Below are 20765 nucleotides of genomic sequence, written 5' to 3' on the forward strand. Positions count from 1 at the left end.
AGTCGAGATGGGCTCCGGAATCATGTCCCCCTGGGGACGTCCACCCCGGGTGGGGCCGTGGGGCCCTGGGGGTGGGGTTCCGGGGCCCACCGCAGCACGCGTCCACCGGGCAGTCGCAGGGCCCACTGGCGCCGGCGCGTCGTGTCGTGACGCTGGCCAACGAGCACGATGCCCCAGCGCCGCACCAGCTCGCCCGAGGGGGTCACGCGCCAGCTCGCGTCGAAGTCGAGCAGGTCCCTGGACAGGGCGCCCGGCAGTCGTCCCTCGTCGCGCAGGGCCTGGGCGAAGCGCCGTCCCTCCACGCGCGAGTCGGGCTCCACGGACATGGGGTTGGACCGGGCCCATTGCTCGAAGCGCGGCGCGAAGTCGGGACCGAGCGCGGAGGCCAGCAAGGGCCACGCACGCTCCACGCCCCGGCGGCGCTTGCTCATCAGGGACTGCGCGGCCGCGAGCACGCGGGCCTCGTCGAACCCTGGTGGAACAGGCGCGCCGACTCCGAGCGCGCGCACGAGCTCCGCCTGGGCGCGGGCCTGTCGCTCACGGGCGCTCATGCCATGCCCTCCCGATTCGCGTCGGTGGCGCCGCGCTCCTGCGTGGCACTCCGCGTATCCCGCTGCTCATGGACCCCGCGGGGGACATCTCGCTCGGGCGTGCTTCGGTGGGCCTCTCGGCCATGTCGCTCCGTGCCGCGCAGGAGCGCCTGCTCCATCGCGGACAGCTCCGCGGTGAGCTCCGCCTCGGGCGGGAAGCGGTCATCGCGCTCGAGCATCACCGGAACGGGCCCCAGTCGCGCGGCCAGTCGCTCCAGCAAGGTGAGTGGCCCCGGGGGGAGCGGATGCGCATGCGTGTCGTGATACAGCCCGCCGCGCTGGACGCCGCCGGCCACGTGGACGTAGGCCAAGCGCTCACGAGGCACGGCCGCGAGCAGCGCGTCCGCATCCGTGCCGTGATTCAGCACGTGGGCGTGGAGGTTGGCCACGTCCAGGAGCAGCGAGGCCCCGGTCCGCTCCAGCACGCCGCGCAGCAGGTCCTCTTCCGAGAAGGCCGCGTCGGGCCACTCGAACAGCGAGGCCACGTTCTCCAGCGCGAGCGGCACGGGCAGCGCGGCCTCGGCCATCCGGATGTTCTCGGTCAGCACCTCCAGCGCCTCCTCGGAGCGCTGCACCGGCAGCAGGTGCCCCGACTCGAGCCCTCCCGCGCGGACGAACGCGAGGTGCTCGCTGACGCACACCGCGCCCAGCCGCTCCGCCAGTCCCGCCAGCCACGCCAACCGCCGCGGGTCGGGCGGCTCCGCGGAGCCCAGACCCAGCGAGACCGCGTGCAGCACCACGGGGACACCGCGCTCGCGCAGCCGTGAGAGCGGCTCGGGGACGGGGCCCTTCGGCGAGAGGTGCTCGGCGAGCACCTCCACGAAGCCGAGCCCGGGGCGCCGGTCGATGAAGAGCGCCAGCTCGCGTCGCCACCCGATGCCGACTCCCCGAAGACCGGGCACCGTCAATCGCCACCTCCACCGCAGCCGCCGCAACCACCACCGCCGCCTCCGTCGCCGCCGCTGCTGCAACTGCTGGAGCCGCTGCAGCCGCTCGAGCTGCTCACGCCGCCGAAGGAGGAGCCCGAGGGGTCGATGTGCCGGCGCATCAGCTCGAAGTCGCTCATCGCCACCGCGCCCAGGCCGAAGAGGGCCACCGCCACCCCCAGGTCCTGACTGTTCATCACCTGGGAGTTCTCCGTGCTCATGACGGACGTCTTCAGCGGCTGCTGATTCCAGCGCAGCGCGTGGAGCAGCGCCGAGCCCCGGCGGCTGGTCCACACGGGCCTCGAGAGGAAGAAGAGGGTGACCGCCGTGACGAAGCAGAGGAAGACCAGGAAGGACACGGGCTTCTCGCGCTCCAGGCCCACGTTGATCTTGGCGAGCCCCAGCAGGAGGACGCCGAGCAGCGGCAGCAGCGGCAGCCACCGGGCCCGCGTGGCCTGTCCTTCGTCGACCAACCAGCCGCGCTGTTGCAGGGGATGCTTGAGCCGCTCCAGCGCGGGCTCGATGCTGGCGACCAGCTCCGCGTTGCTCTTCTTCGACTCATGGACCGCGGCGTAGACGAGCCGCTCGAAAGGGGACGCGAAGTCGGACCGCTTGCCCGTCGTCGTCAGGGTCGTGCCGTCCATGACCAGGGCCTTGTCGTGGAGCAGCCTCGCCAGGGCCGTGTGCGCCACGGCCTTGGGGCCGGAGAGCATCGCGAGCTCGTACGGGTCCAGCTTCTGCGGCAACACGTCCGGGCCGCCTCCCGGTGTGCGCAGCATCCAGCGCAGCAGCAGTCCGAGCGCCACGGCGCCCATGGCCAGCAGGACATACAGCGCGAGGAAATCCGGGCCCGACAGGTTCAAGGGGTCCATCATTGCGCCCTCCCACGGTGGGTTCGCCCCTTGATGAAACGCTGCCGGGCGCACGTGACAGCCCGGTCCCGTGACGTCTTCGTGACGTCCGGGTGTCACCGGGGCGCCATGTGTCGGGACCTGTCGGCCAGCCTAGCGTGGAAGCCTTTTCGCTGGGGAGGTGCGGCCTGCGCGACCCAGGGTCAGCTCGCGTCCTGACGTGCGACGGGCTCGGGCGTGGGCTTGGGACGCTTCACCTCCTTGCCCGTGCAGTCGTGTCCGGCGACGGGAGGGAAGGTGCTGCTGGGGCGGTACTCCCAATGCCACGGCTCGGAGGGCACCGTGCGGCGGAAGCCGAAGCGACAGGCATTGGCCTGGAGCCATTGATAGCGCTTCGACGTGCGCTTGCCGATGACCAGGTCCACCGCGAGCCCGCGCTGATGGTTGGAGCGTCCGGGCCGCGCCGCCTTGTTGCCCCGACCCCGGCGGTACTGCTCGTACAGGAGGCGTTGCTCGGGCAGGGAGCGGTAGCCGCTGGTGACCCGGAGGGCGATGTCGTGCTTCGCCGCGTCCAACGTCATGCGTTGGAGCGCGGAGGCCGCGTCGCGGTGGAGACGGTGGCCGCCATCGATGTGGACCAGCTTCGCGGCCTTCGCCTTGCGACGAGGACGGGCCTCGGCCGCGAGGACGGCGGTCGTGAAGAGGCACACGAGGAGAACGGCACTCCAGCGGAATAGCGCGAGCGACATGGCGGAATCCGGCCCGGGGGGTTGGGGCCTGACTTTCGCGCGTCCATTCCCGCAGGCAAGCAGCCGGGGAGCCGAGCCCTCGACGGACGGTTTCGCGTCGTCAGAACAACGAGAGCTGCGCGGCGGCGGGCTTGGCCGTCGGCGCGGGCAATGGTTGGAAGCCGCGGGCGCGCGCCCAGTCCTCGCTCGGGCCGGACCAGTGGTGCAGGTCCATGCGCGCCTGGCCTCGCTCGTCGAACCCGACGCCCTCGGCCTCGAGCAGCTCCCTCTGTCCGTGGCCCGTCAGGCTGATGCCGCCCGTGCGGTTGATGATGCGCTGCCAGGGCACCGTGGCCGAGCGTGCGCCCAGCGCGCCCAACGCATGGCCGACCACCCTCGCGTCGCAGCCGTCACCGACGATGGTCGCGATGTCGCCGTAGGTGGCCACCTTGCCGGAGGGGACGGCCTGGACGACGGTGTAGATGCGCTCGAAGTAGTCGCGCTCGTCGCGCGCGGGCTGCGTCATGGGGGCGTTGCTCCTGTCGAGGACACTGTCACCCTGTGGGGCCTTCAGCCGCTGCGCGAGCCCAGGCCCGTGGCTTCGCCCGCCTTCAGGCGCTCGTGCAGCGTGCGGGCCTCCAGGTACCAGAACTGCACGTTGCCGAAGCTGAGGATGTCGCCGTCGCGCAGCGTCGCCTCGCGCAGGCCCAGGGTGCCCGCGTTGAGGAACGTGCCGTTGGTGGAGCCCAGGTCCTGCACCGTGCAGCGGTGCTGGGATTCGTTCCAGCGCAGCTCGGCGTGCAGCTTGGAGACGGACGCGTCGTCGATGACCACGTCGCAGTCCATGCGCCGGCCGATGCGCAGCCGGTCCGTGGCGTGCAGCGGCGGGAGCGTGGCGACGCGCAGGTGTTCGAATTCGAACAGGAGGGTCATCATGCCCAGGCTGATGTCCTCGGGCGCGGCCATGCGGGTGGGCGCGAGCACGGCGGCCGAGGCCTCCGAGGGGGGACGCTGGATGAGGGCGAAGGGCCCCAGCTGGCGCTCGAAATCCCTGGCGGGCAGTGACGCGGCGAGCGCGCGCAATTCCTGGACGGACAGCACGGAAGGCAGCCTAGCGGCTCACCCCGCGTGCGCCCAGCGTCCGCGAGGGTCCCTGTACGGCTTTCATTGACCTGCATGTCACGGGTTCCCTACATTGGGACCTTCATGGAGGGGGCCGGGCTCCGGGAGGAGCGCCGGCCCTCGACTTTTTCGTGAACCTGGGAGTGGTGGAAGGAGCTGTGTCGATGGCTAGCGGGAGCGACAACATCCCGATGACCCCCTCCGGGCTGCGCAAGCTCAAGTCGGAGCTCAAGCACCTGCAGTCCGTCGAGCGAGGCAAGATCTCGCGAGAGATCGAGGTCGCCCGCGCCCACGGGGACCTGCGCGAGAACGCGGAGTACCACGCGGCGAAGGAGAAGCAGTCCCACATCGAGGGCCGCATCCTGACCCTCAATGACTGGATTGCGCGCGCGGAGGTCATCGACCCCAGCAAGCTGGGCGGTGACAAGGTCATCTTCGGGGCGACGGTGGACCTGCTGGACACGGAGACGGACAAGCCCGTCACCTACCGCATCGTCGGGGAGATGGAGGCGGACCTGAAGAAGCGCTGGCTCGCCGTGACGTCGCCGGTGGCGCGGGCGCTCATCGGCAAGCGCGTGGGCGACATCGCCACGGTGCAGAGCCCCGGTGGCACGCGCGAGCTGGAGATCCAGGAGATCCGCTTCGAGGATCCCCAGGACGAAGCCCCGGCTGGCGAGGGCTGAGTCCGCCGTCCGACGGGAACAGCTGAGGACAGCCGACGGGGGAGCGGGCCTTGGCTCGCTTCCCCGGTCGCGTTTTCTGGGAGACGTCACCCCCGTTCCGTAGGATGGATGGACGTGACTCACGCGTGAACCATCCGCTCGCCAGTCTTGTAGGGCCCCTGCGCTACGCGTGTCAGCGCGACTTCGCCATGCTCGCGACGGTGAAGGGGCTGACGCCCGTCCTGGAGCGCGCGCTGGCCGGAGCCAGCGGCGTGAACGCCGAGGCGCTGGGACACCTGCGCGCGGCGCTGCCGTACGTGGACCACCCCACGCCCGAGCGCCGCAAGGCCGCGCTGCGGCGGGTCGTCGCGGGCCTGAAGCTCAGCGGCGTCGCGCTGCCGGCGGAGCTGGAGGGGCTCGCGAGCGGGGAGGGGACCGAGGACGCGGGGCACGAGTCGCGTGGGACGCTGGCATCGGAGCCGCGCGGTGAGGCGTCAGGCGCGCGGCGCGCTCCTTCTGGCGAGCCGAACCCTCCGCGAGGGACGTCGGAGTCGGAGCCTCGCGGTCATTCGGCCAGCGCGCGGCGTACACCTTCGGGCGAGCCGAACCCTCCGCGAGGGATGCCGGGTTTGGCGCCTCGCCAGGCCGCGTCCGGAGCACGTCCTCCGGCGTCGGGAGACCAGGCGCGTGGAGGGGCCGACACGGCGCGGACGCCTCGCCCCCATCCGAACGCGGGACGGGTCCAGGAGGGGCAGTTGGGCCCGGTGGTCCGGGGGGCGAGCGGACGCGCCTCGGTGGACGGCGGACAGGGTGGGCCGCCTCCGGGCTACGTCCAGATTCCACCGTGGAGGTCGAACGAGCCCGTGCCGACCTCTGCCCGGGCGAAGACCGCGGCGCCCCGCACCGGGGGCGCGGAGATGGGGAACGCGCCCCGCGCTTCATACGGCGCGCAGGCGGGACTCGCGCGTCCTGGTACGCCCCCAGCCCCGCGCGCCGACGGACGTCCGGGCCGACAGACCTCCATCGACACGGGCCCCGCGAGCACGTCCCCGGCCAAGGCGCGCAAGGAGAAGGAGCAGCGCAAGAAGAAGCGCGCCGTGGCGGCGGAGGCCTCCCGCTCCGAGGCGAAGCTCTTGTCCATCGCGCCGCGCTCGGGGCCGTTGTCCTCGCCGCTGAAGACGCTGGGCAAGCGACTGGGGCCCCGGCTCATCTCCGCGTTGGACAAGAAGGGCCTGCGGCGGATGGGCGACATCCTCTTCCTCCTGCCTCGCTGCTACGAGGACCGCAGGCGGCTGCTCACCATCGCCGAGCTGGAGCCCGGCGCGCGCGGCGTCACGGTGGGCATCGTCAAGGTCGCCGACTTCGTGCCCGGCAAGCAGGGACGGCGGATGTTCCGCGCGGTGGTGGGGGACCGCTCGGGCAGCATCGCGGCCACGTATTTCAACGCCGGCCCGTGGCTCAAGAGCCGCTTCACCGTGGGCAAGCGCATCGTGCTCTCCGGCGAGGTGCGCGCGACGATGAGCGGGCGCGAGATGGCGCACCCGGAGATCGAGCCCGCCGAGGACCTGGACTCCGCCGGCTCCGTGCACTTCAACCGCATCGTCCCCGTGTACCCGGGCTTCGAGCGCGGCGAGCAGCGCTCGTTCCGAGAGCTGGCCTCGCGCGTCGGTGAGCAGTACGCGCACGAGCTCGAGGACCCGCTGCCCCCGGAGCTGCGCCGTCGCCTGGAGCTGATGCCGCTGCCGGAGGCGCTGCGCTTCATCCACTTCCCGCCGGACTCGGCCGACCTGGAGGCGCTCGACGTCCACCAGAGCCCGGCGCACCGTCGGCTCGCGTTCGACGAGCTGTTCTTCCTCCAGCTCGGCATGGCGCTCAAGCGCCAGGGCGTCAAGGCGGAGCTGGGCATCGCGTTCGACGTGTCCCCCACGCGGATGGACAAGGCGCGCGCGGCGCTGCCCTTCCAGCTCACGGGGGCCCAGGCGCGCGTGGTGGAGGAGCTCGCCCGGGACATGGCTCGCGAGGAGCCGATGAACCGGCTGGTGCAGGGCGACGTGGGCAGCGGCAAGACGGCGGTGGCCATGGTCGCCGCGATGGTGGCGCTGCAGGCCGGCTACCAGGTCGCGGTGATGGCCCCCACCGAAATCCTGGCGGAGCAGCACGAGCGCAACTTCCGCAAGGTGCTCGGTCCGCTCGGCTTCCAGGTGGGGCTGGTGAGCGCGTCCGGCACGGCGAAGGCCAAGCGCCAGGTGCGCGACGCCGTCGCCCGGGGAGACATCCACCTGGCCGTGGGCACGCACGCCCTCATCCAGCAGGACATGTCCTTCGACAAGCTGGGGCTGGTGGTCATCGACGAGCAGCACCGCTTCGGTGTGCTCCAGCGTCACTCCCTGATGAGCAAGGGCCCCAAGCCGGACGTGCTGGTGATGACGGCCACGCCCATCCCGCGCACGCTGGCCATGACGCTCTATGGAGATCTGGACCTCTCCATCATCGACCAGCTCCCGCCTGGCCGCACGCCCATCAACACGCGCGTGTTCAACGACAAGCAGCGCGCGCGCGTCTACGAGTCCATCGCCTCGGAGCTCGCCAAGGGCCACCAGGCCTACGTCGTGTATCCGCTGGTGGAGGAGTCGGAGAAGCTGGACCTGGAGGACGCGACGCGCGGCGTGGAGAAGCTGCGGGCGGCCTTCCCCCAGGCGAAGGTGGGCCTCCTGCACGGGCGGATGAAGGCGGAGGAGAAGGACGCGGTCATGGAGGACTTCCGCGAGAAGCGGCTGGACGTCCTCGTGTGCACCACCGTGGTGGAGGTGGGCGTGGACGTGCCCAACGCCTCGGTGATGGTGGTGGAGGCGGCGGAGCGCTTCGGCCTGTCCCAGCTCCACCAGCTCCGTGGGCGCGTGGGACGTGGCGCCGCGGCCAGCTACTGCTACCTGGTGGCGAGCAGCGCGCGCTCGTGGGAGTCCACCGAGCGGCTGTCGGTGATGGAGGCCAGCAGCGACGGCTTCGTCATCGCGGAGAAGGACCTGGAGATTCGCGGGCCGGGCGAGTTCCTCGGCACGCGGCAGAGCGGCCTGCCGGAGCTGGCGGTGGCGAACCTCGCGCGGGATGGGGACCTGCTCTCCATGGCGCAGGCCGAGGCCCGGCGCATCCTCGCCAGGGATCCGGACATGAAGTCTCCCGAGCACCAGGGACTGGTGAAGGCGCTCGAGGAGCGGTGGGAAGGCCGGCTCGCGCTCGCGCGGGTGGGGTAGCGCGCGTCAGGGCTCCGCGTCGGGGCTCTTGGGCTTCGGGAGCGGCTCGTAGCCGCGCTCCTCCACCCAGGCACGCTTGCGCGTGGCTGTCCTCCCCTCCGGTCCGGCGAGGACGCCCTCGCCCTCGGTGCAGGCAAGGCCCAACCTCCGCTCGCACGGGTCCACCGCGACGACCGTGCAGCCCTTGAACGAGTAGATGCCGGGGCTGTCGTCCGAGGTCCCGGCGAAGGTGTCCTGGCTTCCACCCAGGTCGATGGTCGTACAGCCCCCACCCTCCGAGGACTGGGGCTCGGAGCACAGGAAGACCGCGCTGTAGGATCCGCCCGAGGTCTCCCCGGACGTTCGGTAGAGGTCCGAGTACGGGTCGGCGCAGAGCCAGGCGGTCTCGGCGCACGCCGGCAGGTGGGCCTTCTTGCAGGGGGCGTCGTCCCCATCGCGGGTGAACACCCCATCCTCCCCGCCGAACTTGTCCAGGTTGAAGTAGGTGCTCTTGCGGGTCTTCTCATCGCCCCAGCGCACGGCGTGGCGCGCGGCGTCGAGGGCCGCGGACTTCTTCTTCGCGCGGAACAGGCACAAGGACAGGTCCGCCCACGCGGCGCCGTCCTGGGGTGACAGCTGGGTGAGCTTCTCGAACAGGGGACAGGCCTTGGCGAACTGCTTCGCGTCATAGGCCTTCTGGGCCTGGGCACGCAGGGTGGCGGCGTCCGGGGGCGCGGCCGTGAGCAGCAGGAGCAGGGGTGTCATCATGGAGGGCGTCCGCGTCAGAGGCGGGTGGCGGCCGTGACGTACACCGGGAGGCGGAAATTCACTTCCAAGGTCTTCTCCTGCTCGGTGACGCCCCAAACCTCGAGCTCCCAGGAGACCTCCTCGCCCAGCTGTCGCCAGGTGGAGGAGCGCGCGTCGGTGATAGCGTCCGAAGACGCGGCGTGCCTTCCAGCGGCGATAGAAGGCCCGCAGCAGGAAGCGCCAGGTCACGTAGAGCCCCAAGGTCGTCAGCGCGAGCATCATGAACCCACCGCCGAGCAGCCCCACGATGGCGAGGCCCCCGAGGAGGGGACGCAGGAGCGGCCCGGTCGCGAGCTGGGGGGCCACCGTCTCCTGGGTCCAGGGGTGGTCCCACAGCCAGGGCTCGGCGCGGTGCGCCTTCGCGAAGGCTCGCAGCCGCAGCGAGCGCCGCATGCGGACCGCGCCCCAGACGCCACACACCAACGTCCCCACGAGCAACGCGCCCTGGAGGCTGACCGGCTCGAGCGTGGTCGTCCGGAGGCCGAGGAGCTGATACCCGCCGACGAGCGCCAGCAGCAGCGGGATGATTCCCTGGACGAACGGGAGACGCGTGGGCGGAGGTTGGATACCGCCTGGGGATTCGACTCGCCCGAAGATGTACGCCGGCTCGGCCATCGCGCGAGCGTAGGGGGGGGCCTTGTCTTGGATAGCGTGCCGCCGGGGAAATTCCCGCGAGGCTTGTCGGACCCGCCCGCTGCTGCGAGCGCCTCGCGTGGTTAGGCTTCGGGCATGGGAGATCTGGAGCGCGCCGAGTATCTGTCCCGACAGGGCATCCATGATCCTCGGGTGCTGGAGGGCATCGGCCGCTTGAGCCGGGCGGAGTTCGTGGCGGAGCACTCGCGCTCGGAGGCGGGCGTCGACGCGCCGCTGCCCATCGGCCATGGACAGACCATCAGCCAGCCCTATGTCGTGGCGTTCATGACGCAGGCCCTGCGCCTGGAGGGGCATGAGCGGGTGCTGGAGATCGGCACGGGCTCCGGCTACCAGACGGCGCTGCTGTCGCTCTTGTGCCGCGAGGTGTTCACGGTGGAGATCGTCCCGGAGCTCGCCCGCTCGGCGCGCGAGCGGCTCCACCGGCTGGGCTTCCAGAACGTGTACTTCCGCCAGGGCGACGGCGCGGAGGGCTGGCCGGAGCAGGCGCCGTTCGACGCCATCATGGTCACCGCCGCGCCGGTCGAGGTGCCCTCCTCGCTGCTCTCCCAGCTCCGGCGCGGAGGCCGGATGGTGGTCCCCGTCGGACCGCTGGAGGGCGCCCAGCAGTTGCTGCTCATCCATCGGGCCAAGGAGGTGGGTCATCTCCCCCGGGTGGAGTCCCTGCTGCCCGTGCGCTTCGTCCCCTTGACGGGGCCGACGGGAGTCCCCCGGCCCTGACGGACCCGAGAGGGGAGCGGTCCGCCCGGATGGCTGGAAGCCACCACGGGCCGAGAAGTCGCGTTGCCCCCGAACGTGGCCGCCCGCTAACGTCCCGGCATCATGATCATCTGTCCGGTCTGCGACCACGTACAGCCCGAGGGCACCGAGTGCGATGTCTGCGGGAAGCGCTTCCCGGTGGACGCCGCGGGCGCGACGCCCCCGGTGGCCCCGCTGCCGGAGCTGGAGCTGACGCCGCACGCCGGGGGCCGCGACGCGGTGAACGCGCAGCCATTGCCGGAGCTGGACATCACGCGCCTGCGCAGCGGGCCGGACCTGCCGCCGCAGGTGGTGCAGGACCTGGAGCTCACGCGCTCGGCGCCCACGGGGGACCTGCCGGTGGCGGTGCTCCCCGAGCTGGACACGGGCCGCGCGCCGGATGACGGCGTGCGCACCGCGGCCCCGCTGGGCGCCGTGGTCTGCCGCTACTGCCGCAACGTGCAGGCGCAGGGGCTGCTCTGCGACAACTGCGGCATGCGGCTGCCTCGCGCCCGCGTGGCGCCTGTCGTGGTGGCCGGAAAGCCGGACGCGGACAACGACTGGATGGCCTGCCCCTCGTGCCACACCCGGGGCCGCCCGGGTCGGGCCTGCTCCGAGTGTGGCACGCGGCTGGTGGAGCAGACATGAGCGCCTCTGAGTCCGGCTTCAAGGCGGAGTATGCGTGCAGCGAGGGCTGCGACTTCCGGGCCTCGCTCCTGGACGTCGTCTATCGCTGCCCGCGCTGCGAAGGCCTGCTGGAGGTGCGTCACGACGTGGACGCCCTGCGCGCGGTGCCCGCGGCGGAGTGGAAGCGGCGCTTCGAGTCGCGCTTCGGTTCATCGCGCCTGCCGGAGGGCTCCGGCGTGTGGGGCAAGCGCGAGTGGGCCTACCCACAGCTCCCCGTGGAGGACATCGTCTCGCTGGGCGAGGGCCGCGTCCCGCTCAAGCCCCTGCCGCGCATGGCGTCCGAGCTGGGGCTGTCCGCGTTGGACCTGAAGGAGTGCGGCGTCTCGCCCACGGGCAGCTTCAAGGACTGGGGCATGACGGTGCTCGTGTCCGCCGTGAAGCACATGCGGGCCCGGGGCGTGCCCCTGCGCGCCGTGGCGTGCGCGTCCACGGGAGATACCTCCGCGGCGCTGTCCGCCTACTGCGCGGCGGCGGGGATTCCCGCGGTGGTCTTCCTGCCGCGCGACAAGGTCTCCCTCGCGCAGCTGGTGCAGCCCATCGCCAATGGCGCGCGTGTGCTGTCGCTCGACACGGACTTCGACGGCTGCATGCGCCTGGTGCAGGCGGTGACGGCGGACACGGGCCTGTACCTGGCCAACTCGATGAACTCGCTGCGCATCGAGGGCCAGAAGATGGTCGCCGTGGAGCTGTGCCAGGACCTGGGCTGGGAGCCACCGGACTGGGTGGTGATTCCGGGCGGCAACCTGGGCAACGCCAGCGCCCTGGGCAAGGGCTTCGAGCTGATGCTCGAGCTGGGCCTCATCACCCGCAGGCCGCGCATCGCCGTGGCGCAGGCCCAGCGCGCCAACCCCCTGGCCCGCGCCTTCCGGGGTGGCTTCCAGGAGCTGCGGCCCATGCAGGCCGAGAGCACGCTGGCGTCCGCCATCCAGATTGGCAACCCGGTGTCCTTCCGCCGCGCGGTGCGAATCCTCAAGGCCTTCGACGGCGTGGTGGAGGAGGCGACGGAGTCGGAGCTGGCCAACGCCGCCGCGCGCGCGGACCGCGAGGGGACGTTCACCTGTCCCCAGACGGGCGTGGCGCTCGCGGCGCTGGAGAAGCTCGTCGCCCAGGGCGTCATCGAGAAGGGCTCGCGCGTGGCGGTGGTGTCCACCGCGCACGGGCTGAAGTTCGCCGACTTCAAGGTGGGCTACCACCGGGGCACGCTGGCGGACGTCACCAGCCGCTACGCGAATCCTCCGGTGCAGCTGCCCGCGAACCTCGAGGCGGTGCGCTCGGCCCTGTCGGACCTGGGCTGACGTCGCGAGGGAAGGGCGGGGCTCACCTCGAGGGGAGCCGCCGCCCCCGGAGACGGCGAGGCCCGCGTCAGTCCGCGAGCAGCGGGACGCGCTTGTCGATGGTGAGGCCGAAGCCCGCGAGGCCCCGGTAGGTGATGTCCGTGTTGGTCATCACCTGCAGCGTGCGCACGTTCAGGTCATTGAGGATCTGGCAGCCCATGCCCAGGTCCCGCGTCTCATGCGGGCCGCTGCGCAGGTCGGCGCTGCCGTCCGCGTTGCGCTTGTGGTGGATGCCGAAGTCGTCCCCGTGCATGCCGGGCAGGTACACCAGGACGCCAGTGCCCTCACGCGCGATGCGGGCGAGCGACTGGTCCAGCAGCGCGTTGCAGTTGCACGTGGGCGAGCCGAACACGTCGCCCATCGTGCAGGCCGCGTGCAGGCGCACCAGGGCGCTCGGGCGGGCGGCGGGGTCTCCCTTCACCAGCACCAGCGACTTGGCGCCGTCCGGCAGCCACGTGTACGTGAGCGCCGTGAAGTCGCCGTAGCGGGTGGTGACGGTGTGCTGGCCCGGCTCGCGGCGCACCAGCCGGTCCTTGCGGCGGCGGTACTCGATGAGGTCCGCGATGGTGATGACGCGCAGCTTGTGCTCCAGCGCGAAGGCCTGGAGGTCCGGCATCCGCATCATGGTGCCGTCGTCCTTCACCAGCTCGCACAGGATGCCGGAGGGGCCCAGGCCCGCCAGCCGGGACAGGTCCACGGTGGCCTCGGTGTGGCCCGCGCGGCGCAGCACGCCGCCCTCGCGGTAGCGCAGCGGGAAGATGTGCCCGGGGCGCAGGAAGTCGTTGGCCTGGCTCTCCGGGTCCGCCAGGGCCAGGATGGTCTTCGCGCGGTCCGCCGCGGACACGCCCGTGGTCGTCCCGTGCCGGTAGTCCACGGACACCGTGAAGGCCGTGCGGTGGGACTCGGTGTTGTCCGACACCATCTGCGGCAGCCGCAGCGCGTCCAGCCGGTCCGCCAGCATGGGCATGCAGACGATGCCGCTGGTGTGGCGCACCATGAAGGCCAGGTGCTCGGGCGTCACCTTCTCCGCGGCCATGATGAGGTCGCCCTCGTTCTCGCGGTCCTCGTCGTCCGCGACGATGACGAACTTGCCGTCGCGGATGTCCTGGATGGCATCCTCGATGGAGGAGAGCTTGGCGTCGTGGCTCATGGTGGCTTCGGTCCGCTCGCGGGTCTGCATGTGCAGGCGCATGTAGCGTCTAGGTCCGGGGCTGGCAAGCCAACCCGCCTCCCGGCGTGCGCCCGGATGATGGGCCGGAGTAGGTCCTCCAGGGGCGCTCCTCCGACTGCCCGTTTCGGTGTGGGCGGAATCGTGTGCGACCTGGAAGGTTGGAGTCCCCAGGGACGATGACTCGACGCGTGGGACGGGCTGCTGTAGGGTGCCCGGTTCCGAGATGAGCGCCAACACCCAGGACTTGAGGACGCGGCTCGACCAGCTCCAGGAGAGCCTGTCCGTCCGCCAGAGCACCACCCACTTCGCCCACACCGGGGTCGCCACCATGGTGGCCCTCATGTTCGGTGGGGCGGCGGGCAAGCTGTTCTACGACTCCCTGCGCACCCCGCTGCTGGCCTGGGGCGTGGCCCTGCTGGCCGTGGTGCTGCTGGGGTACGCCTTCCGCCGCTACGTGCTGGGACGCCGGGTGCTGGCGGACGAGCTCCAGCGCTACCAGACGATGCTGGAGCTGCGCAGCCAGCTCCGGCTGGACGAGCCCTCGGCGCTGCTGCCCCAGTGAGCGGGGCGCGCAAGGTCTCCCGTCGGGGCCGGTTCATCGTCCTGGAGGGACTGGACGGCGCGGGCACCACCACGCAGGCGGAGCGGCTGGCGGCCGCGCTGCGGGCGGAGGGGCATGGGGTGCTCACCACGCGTGAGCCCTCGGACGGGCCGGTGGGCACGCTGATTCGCCAGGCCCTCACGGGCCGCCTGGGCCTGCCCCAGGGCGCGGGGCCCCTGACGCCCCAGACGCTGGCGCTGCTGTTCGCGGCGGACCGCACGGACCACCTGGCGGCGCGCGTGTTGCCCGCGCTGGAGGAGGGCAAGCTCGTGCTGTGTGACAGGTACGTGCTGTCCTCGCTGGCCTACCAGGGGGCGTCCCTGCCCATGGGCTGGGTGGAGCAGGTGAACGATTACGCCGTGTCGCCGGACCTGACGCTGTTCGTGGGCGTGGCGCCGGAAGTCGCCGCGAAGCGACGGGCGGCGCGGGGTGGGGCGGCGGAGCTGTTCGAGGCGGACGAGGCGCAGCGGCGCATCGCGAAGCAGTACCTGGCCGCCATCCGCCGCCGCGCGAAGAAGGAGCGCATCGTCCACATCGACGGTGAGCAGGGCATCGAGGCGGTGACGCAGGCCTCGCTGGTCCAGATTCGCAAGCTGCTCGGACGCAAGCGCTAAAGGGGGCCTGCAGCCCCCCGTGGTCGGGTGCGCCCCAGCCCCGAGGGGCGGGGCCCGGCCCTTGGAATTCGGACATCGCGGACAGTCCCCCCGACTCGCGCCACGGAAATCCGAGCCGTTGCGCTAGAGTCCGCCGCTCCATGGAGCGCACGGGCGCGGCGGCGATCATCATCGGCAACGAGGTCCTGACGGCGAAGGTCCAGGACCAGAACGGTCCGCACCTCATCAAGAGGCTGCGCGAGGTGGGCATCCCGCTGCGTTCGGTGGAGACCATCCTCGACGACGTGGACGCCATCGTGGACGCGATGAACCGGGCGCGACAGCGCGCGCGCTACGTGTTCACCAGCGGCGGCATCGGCCCCACGCACGACGACGTCACCGTGCGCGCGGTGGCGATGGCGCTGGGCAAATCCGTGGTGCGCCTGCCGGAGATGGTGTCGCTCATCGAGGCGCGCGCGCCCGAGGGCAAGGTGACGCCGGAGGGCATGCGCCTGGCCGACGCACCCGAGGGCGCCGTGCTGCTGCCCCAGGCGGGCACGTGGTACCCGGTGCTCACCGTCGGGGACGTCTACCTGCTGCCCGGCGTGCCGCAGCTCTTCCGGATGCAGTTGGAGACGGTGCTCGCGCGCCTGAGCGGCAGCCCCGTGGTGCTCCAGAACCTGTTCCTGCGGCTGGGCGAGAGTGAAATCGCCGCCGTGTTGGACAGCGTGGCGCTGAACATGCCTCACGTGGCCATCGGCTCGTATCCGGAGTTCGACCCGGCCAAGGACTACCGGGTGAAGATCACCGTCGAGGCCGGCGAACGGGGCCCCGTGGAGGAGGCCGTCGCGCGCATCATCGGCGGCCTGCCCGACGGCGCGGTGCTGCGGCGGGAGTGACGACGCCTCCCGCCGCGACCGGCGACTACAGCGACAGCCCCAGCCGCTGGCGCAGCCGGAAGAAGTCGTCGGTGAAGGACCAGGACACCAGGGTGCGCAGCCGCTCCCCCTCGCGCACGGCCTGGATCACGGGCTCGGCCGAGTCCAGCTTCGCGCCCGCGAAGTTCGGGTCCTCGCGCAGCACCATGCCCAGGCCCACGGACACGTCGCCCGCCATCAGCAGGCCCGCGCGGTCCGCCGAGTAGTCCAGCGCGTCCAGCCACGGCGCCAGCTCCAGCTTCTGCACGTCGCCCAGCGACATCGCGGGGCCCTCCAGCGCCTTGATGGCCTTGCGGGAGAACGCCTTGCGCAGCTGCTTCACCGCCTCGTCGTTGCGCCGGCCCAGCGCGGAGAAGTTCTGCGCGTGGATGCGGATGGCGTTGCCGAACAGGTCCGCCGTCTCGCCCTGCGACAGCTTCTCCAGCACGGCCGCCTTGTTGAGCAGGCCCAGCGCCGCGCGGCCCAGCAGGAACTTCTGCTCGCGCGCGTTGAAGCGTCGCACCACGTCCTGGCCGATGCACACCGACATGGGCTCGGTCGTCTCCAGCACCGTGAGCCCGCGCCGCGCCTGGTACGCGTCGAACTCCTCGACGCCGAACACCTGCGCCACCGCGCGCACGGCCTTGTACACCGCGCTGTCCGGCTTGAGCTTGTCCGTCTTCGGGTTGACGCCGACGATGTCGAAGCTCGGCGGGTAGACCTTCTCCAACTGGTCGCCCATCGCCCGCAGCACCTCCAGCAGCGGGCCACGGACGCCCGGGTGCAGCAGCACCGTGTCCACGTCCGTCGACGTCAGCGCCTCGCGAGCCTCCTGCGCCAGCCGCGCGCGGCCCTCCGTGTAGAAGGCCAGCTCCACCTCGTTCGTCGAGCGCAGGAACTGGAGCACCGACGCCACGCAGAACGCCTTGTCCAGCTGCTTGAGGCCCTCCCACAGCTTGAACAGCGCGTGCAGGCTGTCCACCCGCGTCGGGTCCTGGCGGAGGATCTGCTTGTGCTCCTCGATGGCCATCGGCACGGACGACGTGTCGCGCGCGTACAGGCCGGCCAGCGCGAAGCGGGCCGTGAGGTTCGTGCCATCCGCGTCCACCACCTGGCGGTACAGCCCGGTGGCGCGGGCGGGCTCGGACAGGGCGCCCGCGTACAGCTCCGCCACCCGCACCCGCAGGGCGCTCGCGCGGCGTGGGTCCGTGGACGCCGAGGCCTGGGCCTCCAGGAGCTGCGCCAGCTCCGGCAGGTTCCTCGCGCGCTCGTACAGCGTCACCAGCTTGTCGATGAGCGTGGTGTCGCCGGGCGACAGCTCCAGCGCGCGGCGGTACAGCGGCGTGGCCGCGGCCGCGTCACCCAGGCCCTCGTCGTATGTGCGCGCCAGCTCCAGCGTGAAGCGCGCGCGGGCGTCCGCAGGCAGCTCCTGCTGCAACAGCTTGTGCAGGCAGTCCACCGCGCCCGCGTAGTTGCGCGCCTGCGTGTGCAGCGTGGCCAGCCGCTCCAGCGCCTCCTGGTGCCGGGGCTGCGAGGCGAGCACCGTCATCAGATACGCGATGGCGCGCGTCGCGTCGTTCAGGTGCGTCTGGTACAGCGTGCCCAGCGTGAGGTGGAAGGGCGCGAGCGTGCGCACGTCTCCGCCCAGCTGCACGCGCTGGGTCAGCATGGCCGCGGCCTCCGCGTACTGCTGGGCCTCCAGCAGCAGGGCGGCGCGCAGCTCCAGCGCCTCGATGTGGCCCGGCTGCGCCGACAGCGCCTTCTCCAGCAGCGCCACCGCGCGCGGCTTATCCCCCAGCGCCCCGTGGTGCAGCCGCGCCGCGCTCACGAAGCCCGTGGCCGCGGCGACGTGGTCCTTCTGCGCCAGCTTCGCCTCGGCGCGCCGCTCGTGCAGCGCGGCCAGGTCCGCCGAGCCGCCCCGGTGCGCCAGCAGCTCCTCCAGTCCCGCCTGCGCCGCCGGGTGCAGCGGGTCTCTCTCCAGCGCCTGCTTGTAGAGCGCCGCCGCGCCGTCCGTGTCCTTCTGGATGAGCGACGCCAGCCGCGCCGCGCCGATGAACGCGTCGATGGCACCGCGCGGGTCCTTGCTCAGCCGCGCCTCGGCCTCCAGCGCCGAGCGCGCCTCGGCCGCGTCTCCGCGCCGCATCGCCACGCGCCGCGTCCCCTGCAGCGCCGGGATGCACTGCGGTTGCAGCTCCAGCGCCTGCTTGTAGAGGGCCGCCGCGCGCTCCAGGTCCCCGAAGCGCGTCTCCGCGAGCTCGGCCGTGCGCAGCAGCATCTCCAGCGCCTCGTCCGCGTCGCGCGCGTGCGCCAGCCGCAGCGTGTACAGCCGGGCCAGGCCCGACACGTCCCCGGCCAGCTTGAGCGAGCGCTCCAGCGCGAACGCGAGCCGCGCGTCACCCGGGTCCGCCTCGAAGGCGCGCTTGTACGCCTCCAGCGTGCCCTCCGCGGGGCCCTTGTCCAGGTCCACCACGGCGGACAGCCGCAGCGCGGTGGCCAGGCGCGGATCATTCACCCGCTCGGCGATGCGCTGACGCAATTCCGCGCGGCGCGGCCGGTCCGAAGCGCGGATGCGCTCCAGCAGGGTGAGGGCGGTGAGGTTGCCCGCGTCCAGGCCCAGCACGGCCTCGCAGCACAGCGCCGCGCGCGAGGGCTCCTGGAAGCGGTCCAGGTACAGCCGCGCCAGTTTCAGGTACGCCGTCACCTTGGCCGCGGGCGTGTTCCCCACCTGCGTCTCGCGGTCCAGGATGGCGACCAGCTCCTTCACGTTGTCCTGCGCCAGGAACAGCCGCTCCAGCGCGCGCAGCGTGGCGGCGTGCCCCGGCGTCAGCCGCAGCACCTCCTGGTAGGTCTCGATGGCCAGGTCCGGGCGGCGCAGCGCGTCCTCCCAGATGACCGCGGCCTGGAACAGCGCGTTGGCGCGCTCCAGCGGGTCCGTGCGGTTGGCGGCCTCCTCTCGCAGCATCGCGACCAGGCTCTCCCACGCGCCCTGGGCGCGGTAGATGCGGGCCAGCGCGCGCAGCGCGGGGAAGTAGCTGGGCGCCAGCATCAGCGCCTCCTGGTACGAGGCGATGGCGTCGTCCTCGCGGGACAGGCGCTGCTCGTACAGCTCACCAATCTTGTAGATGAGCGCGGCGGCCTGCTCCGTGGACTGCGAGCTCTCCGACTCCGCCCGGTACATGTCCACCAGCTTCTCCCAGCGGCCGTCCTGGGCGTACAGCCGGCCCAGGGCCTTGAGCGCGGGGAGGTACGACGGCGACAGCGCCAGCACGCGCTCGTACGCGGTGATGGCGCCCGCGCGGTCCTTCAGGTTCTCGTCGAGAATCTCGGCGTTGCGGTGGAGCAGCGACAGCACCTGCTTGGTGTCGCCCGCGAGCGACGCCTCCAGGTCGTGCGTCTCCAGCAGCTCCCGGAAGCGCTGCGCGCGCTCGTACAGCCGCGCCAGGTTGCGGATGGTGGGCAGGTGGTCCGACGCCAGGTCGAGGATGCGCTTCATGCACTCGATGGCGTGGTCCAGGTCTCCCAGCCGGTCCTCGTACACCCCGGCCATCTTGTTGAGCGTGGTGATGAGCTGATCCCGGTCCGACGTCTGGAGCAGGTCCTGCTCGAACATCGCCACCAGCTCCGCGAAGCGGCCCTGGCGCTCGTAGAGGCGGGTGAGGGCCTTCTGCGCGGGCAGGTAACCGGGTTGCAGCTGGAGGCAGGCGTTGTAGCGGGAGATGGCGTCCTCCTGCCGTCCCAGCCGCTCCTCGAGAATCTCCGCGGCCTTGTACATGCGCGCGGCCTTCTGCTTGGCGTCCTCGGCGGCGGCGACCTCCGCGTCGAAGACGGAGACCAGCCCCTCCCAGTTCTGCATCCGGTAGTAGAGCTTGCCCAGGCCCGCGAGCGCCGCGGCGTGGCCGGGGATGCGCGCGACGATGGCCTGATAGCGCGCCGCCGCGTCGGCCTCGCGCTTGAGGACCTCCTCGTACAGCGCGGCCAGCCGCAGGTTGGTGGCCACCAGCTCGCTCTCGTCGTTGAGCGACCCCACGCGCGCGAGCAGCACGTCCGCCAGCTCCTCGAAGCGGCCCTGCGTCTCGTAGATGCCGGCCAGCTCGCTGAGGATGAGCGGGTCATTGGGCGCCGCGTGGCGGCCGTCCAGGAGCGCCGCCAGGGCCTCGCCCTTCTGGCCCAGGCGCTCGTGCACCTTGGCGATCTGCAGGTAGGCCGGCGCGGCCTGGGGCCCCAGCAGGGAGGCCTCCGCCGTGAGCGCCTCCAGCAGCTCCTCGGTGCGGCCCTCGCGCTCGGCGGCGCGCTTGAGCGCGGCGAGCAGCAGCGGGTCCGCGCGGTCCAGGGCGAAGGCCTCGCGCAGGAGCGACGCGGCGGGCTCGCGCTGCTTGAGGCGCTCCTCGAGCAGCAGGCCCGCGGACGTCAGGTAGTGCGCGCGCAGCGACGGCTGCTGCATGGTGGCGGCCAGCAGCCGGTAGACCTCCACCAGCGCGGCGGCGTCATTGCGCGCGGCGTAGACGGACTCGAGCTGCGTGAGGACCACCACGTCGGTGGGGCGGCGCTCCAGGCACTGGCGCAGGCACGCGGCGGACTCCTCGTCGCGGGACAGGCGCTCCTGGAGGACGATGCCCTTCTCGAACAGGAGCGCGGCCTGGTGGCGCGCGTCGTCGGTGGCGGCCAGCTCCGCGTCGAGCAGCTGGATGACCATCTGCCAGTTGCCCACGTCCGCGAAGAGCCGGCGCGCGGCGCGGATGTTGACCAGGTAGCGCGGCGCGAGCTTGTACGCGTTCTGGAACGCGACGGCCGCGTTGCGCGGATTCTTGAGCGGCTCCTCCCAGAGCAGGCCGACCTCGTGGAAGAGCTGCGCGGCGGTGGTGGCGTCCGTCGCGCTGAGCGTCCGGGCCTCGCGCTCGAGCGAGGCGATGCGCTCGCGGGCCTCGTCCTCCATGCTGGGCGTGGGCGCCGCCTGGGGCGCGGCCTGGACGGACTGCGTGAGCACTTCCGTGGCGGAGGGGCCCGTCTTGCCAGACACGACGGCGGACGGAGGAGGGGCGGCCGTGACAGGGGGTCGCGGGATGTCGTTGCGCTCGCTCATGAAAGGCCGGCTCCGGGGGCCAGGGATGATGAGGGGAGAATGGCCGGGAGCGGTCGTAACACGCGCTTGCCCGGTCC

Annotated in this window: 17 protein-coding genes; 8 read left to right on the top strand and 9 right to left on the bottom strand. The window is 71.9% G+C overall.

Annotated features, from left to right (window positions below):
* Window positions 1–20: 20 nt before the first annotated feature.
* The 6 genes from K8640_RS13085 to K8640_RS13110 all read right to left on the bottom strand — a co-directional run bounded on the left by K8640_RS13085 (window position 21) and on the right by K8640_RS13110 (window position 4196).
* Entirely contained in the window at window positions 21–551 is a 531-nt protein-coding gene (locus K8640_RS13085) for a hypothetical protein (protein ID WP_223747344.1), read from the bottom strand.
* A complete protein-coding gene (locus K8640_RS13090) occupies window positions 548–1492 on the bottom strand; it encodes a DUF692 domain-containing protein (RefSeq protein WP_223747478.1) in 945 nt (314 codons plus the stop codon). Before K8640_RS13090 ends, K8640_RS13085 begins: the two co-directional genes overlap by 4 nt.
* A gap of 2 nt (window positions 1493–1494) precedes the next feature.
* On the bottom strand, window positions 1495–2391 hold the full coding sequence (locus K8640_RS13095; protein ID WP_223747345.1) for a TIGR04222 domain-containing membrane protein: 897 nt from the start codon (window positions 2389–2391) through the stop codon (window positions 1495–1497).
* Between the two features lie 179 nt (window positions 2392–2570).
* On the bottom strand, window positions 2571–3077 hold the full coding sequence (locus K8640_RS13100; RefSeq protein WP_223747346.1) for a M15 family metallopeptidase: 507 nt from the start codon (window positions 3075–3077) through the stop codon (window positions 2571–2573).
* A 139-nt stretch (window positions 3078–3216) separates the two neighbouring features.
* Complete coding sequence (locus K8640_RS13105) at window positions 3217–3621, bottom strand: MGMT family protein (RefSeq protein ID WP_223747347.1); 405 nt, start codon at window positions 3619–3621, stop codon at window positions 3217–3219.
* A gap of 44 nt (window positions 3622–3665) precedes the next feature.
* Window positions 3666–4196: an FHA domain-containing protein gene (locus tag K8640_RS13110; RefSeq protein WP_141323443.1), complete on the bottom strand. Its 531-nt coding sequence runs from the start codon at window positions 4194–4196 to the stop codon at window positions 3666–3668.
* A 185-nt stretch (window positions 4197–4381) separates the two neighbouring features.
* On the opposite strand from K8640_RS13110, the gene greA reads away from it, so the two are divergent.
* Both greA and recG read left to right on the top strand, forming a co-directional pair.
* On the top strand, window positions 4382–4900 hold the full coding sequence (gene greA / locus K8640_RS13115) for a transcription elongation factor GreA (protein WP_141323442.1): 519 nt from the start codon (window positions 4382–4384) through the stop codon (window positions 4898–4900).
* 125 nt (window positions 4901–5025) lie between these two features.
* Window positions 5026–8130: an ATP-dependent DNA helicase RecG gene (gene recG / locus K8640_RS13120; RefSeq protein ID WP_223747348.1), complete on the top strand. Its 3105-nt coding sequence runs from the start codon at window positions 5026–5028 to the stop codon at window positions 8128–8130.
* A 6-nt stretch (window positions 8131–8136) separates the two neighbouring features.
* Here the strand turns inward: recG and K8640_RS13125 are convergent, their stop codons facing one another.
* Window positions 8137–9531 carry a M48 family metallopeptidase gene (locus K8640_RS13125; RefSeq protein WP_223747349.1) on the bottom strand — a complete coding sequence of 465 codons (1395 nt, stop codon included), beginning with the start codon at window positions 9529–9531 and terminating at the stop codon, window positions 8137–8139.
* Window positions 9532–9645: 114 nt separating this feature from the next.
* Between K8640_RS13125 and K8640_RS13130 the strand changes: the two genes are divergently transcribed.
* From K8640_RS13130 to thrC, 3 genes are all read left to right on the top strand, one after another.
* Window positions 9646–10287 carry a protein-L-isoaspartate(D-aspartate) O-methyltransferase gene (locus K8640_RS13130; RefSeq protein ID WP_223747350.1) on the top strand — a complete coding sequence of 214 codons (642 nt, stop codon included), beginning with the start codon at window positions 9646–9648 and terminating at the stop codon, window positions 10285–10287.
* A 102-nt stretch (window positions 10288–10389) separates the two neighbouring features.
* Window positions 10390–10953, top strand: coding sequence for a hypothetical protein (locus tag K8640_RS13135; RefSeq protein ID WP_223747351.1), 564 nt, complete (start codon window positions 10390–10392; stop codon window positions 10951–10953).
* Window positions 10950–12287, top strand: coding sequence for a threonine synthase (thrC, locus tag K8640_RS13140; RefSeq protein WP_223747352.1), 1338 nt, complete (start codon window positions 10950–10952; stop codon window positions 12285–12287). The genes K8640_RS13135 and thrC overlap by 4 nt, the downstream gene beginning before the upstream one ends.
* A gap of 67 nt (window positions 12288–12354) precedes the next feature.
* Here the strand turns inward: thrC and ribB are convergent, their stop codons facing one another.
* Window positions 12355–13506: a 3,4-dihydroxy-2-butanone-4-phosphate synthase gene (gene ribB / locus K8640_RS13145; protein ID WP_324289193.1), complete on the bottom strand. Its 1152-nt coding sequence runs from the start codon at window positions 13504–13506 to the stop codon at window positions 12355–12357.
* Window positions 13507–13720: 214 nt separating this feature from the next.
* Here ribB and K8640_RS13150 point away from each other — a divergent pair, with 214 nt between their 5' ends.
* The 3 genes from K8640_RS13150 to K8640_RS13160 all read left to right on the top strand — a co-directional run bounded on the left by K8640_RS13150 (window position 13721) and on the right by K8640_RS13160 (window position 15590).
* The gene (locus K8640_RS13150) at window positions 13721–14059 is read left to right on the top strand and encodes a hypothetical protein (RefSeq protein WP_223747354.1); all 339 of its coding nucleotides are present in this window, start codon (window positions 13721–13723) and stop codon (window positions 14057–14059) included.
* A complete protein-coding gene (tmk, locus tag K8640_RS13155) occupies window positions 14056–14712 on the top strand; it encodes a dTMP kinase (RefSeq protein WP_223747355.1) in 657 nt (218 codons plus the stop codon). The genes K8640_RS13150 and tmk overlap by 4 nt, the downstream gene beginning before the upstream one ends.
* Window positions 14713–14852: 140 nt before the next feature.
* Window positions 14853–15590: a molybdopterin-binding protein gene (locus tag K8640_RS13160; RefSeq protein ID WP_223747356.1), complete on the top strand. Its 738-nt coding sequence runs from the start codon at window positions 14853–14855 to the stop codon at window positions 15588–15590.
* A gap of 25 nt (window positions 15591–15615) precedes the next feature.
* Here K8640_RS13160 and K8640_RS13165 read toward each other — a convergent pair whose 3' ends face one another.
* A complete protein-coding gene (locus K8640_RS13165) occupies window positions 15616–20688 on the bottom strand; it encodes an Adventurous gliding motility protein K (RefSeq protein ID WP_223747357.1) in 5073 nt (1690 codons plus the stop codon).
* Between the last annotated feature and the right edge of the window lie 77 nt (window positions 20689–20765).

Origin of the sequence: Myxococcus sp. XM-1-1-1, from assembly GCF_020037095.1 — a bacterium.
In the GTDB taxonomy this organism is placed as follows: domain Bacteria; phylum Myxococcota; class Myxococcia; order Myxococcales; family Myxococcaceae; genus Myxococcus; species Myxococcus fulvus.

Excerpts from the sequence above, each read along its gene's own strand:
- K8640_RS13085 (WP_223747344.1), bottom strand. The coding sequence starts at position 551 with ATGAGCGCCCGTGAGCGACAGGCCCGCGCCCAGGCGGAGCTCGTGCGC.
- K8640_RS13095 (WP_223747345.1), bottom strand. The coding sequence starts at position 2,391 with ATGATGGACCCCTTGAACCTGTCGGGCCCGGATTTCCTCGCGCTGTAT.
- K8640_RS13105 (WP_223747347.1), bottom strand. The coding sequence starts at position 3,621 with ATGACGCAGCCCGCGCGCGACGAGCGCGACTACTTCGAGCGCATCTAC.
- greA (WP_141323442.1), top strand. The coding sequence starts at position 4,382 with ATGGCTAGCGGGAGCGACAACATCCCGATGACCCCCTCCGGGCTGCGC.
- K8640_RS13125 (WP_223747349.1), bottom strand. The coding sequence starts at position 9,531 with ATGGCCGAGCCGGCGTACATCTTCGGGCGAGTCGAATCCCCAGGCGGT.
- K8640_RS13130 (WP_223747350.1), top strand. The coding sequence starts at position 9,646 with ATGGGAGATCTGGAGCGCGCCGAGTATCTGTCCCGACAGGGCATCCAT.
- K8640_RS13135 (WP_223747351.1), top strand. The coding sequence starts at position 10,390 with ATGATCATCTGTCCGGTCTGCGACCACGTACAGCCCGAGGGCACCGAG.
- thrC (WP_223747352.1), top strand. The coding sequence starts at position 10,950 with ATGAGCGCCTCTGAGTCCGGCTTCAAGGCGGAGTATGCGTGCAGCGAG.
- ribB (WP_324289193.1), bottom strand. The coding sequence starts at position 13,506 with ATGCAGACCCGCGAGCGGACCGAAGCCACCATGAGCCACGACGCCAAG.
- K8640_RS13150 (WP_223747354.1), top strand. The coding sequence starts at position 13,721 with ATGAGCGCCAACACCCAGGACTTGAGGACGCGGCTCGACCAGCTCCAG.
- K8640_RS13160 (WP_223747356.1), top strand. The coding sequence starts at position 14,853 with ATGGAGCGCACGGGCGCGGCGGCGATCATCATCGGCAACGAGGTCCTG.
- K8640_RS13165 (WP_223747357.1), bottom strand. The coding sequence starts at position 20,688 with ATGAGCGAGCGCAACGACATCCCGCGACCCCCTGTCACGGCCGCCCCT.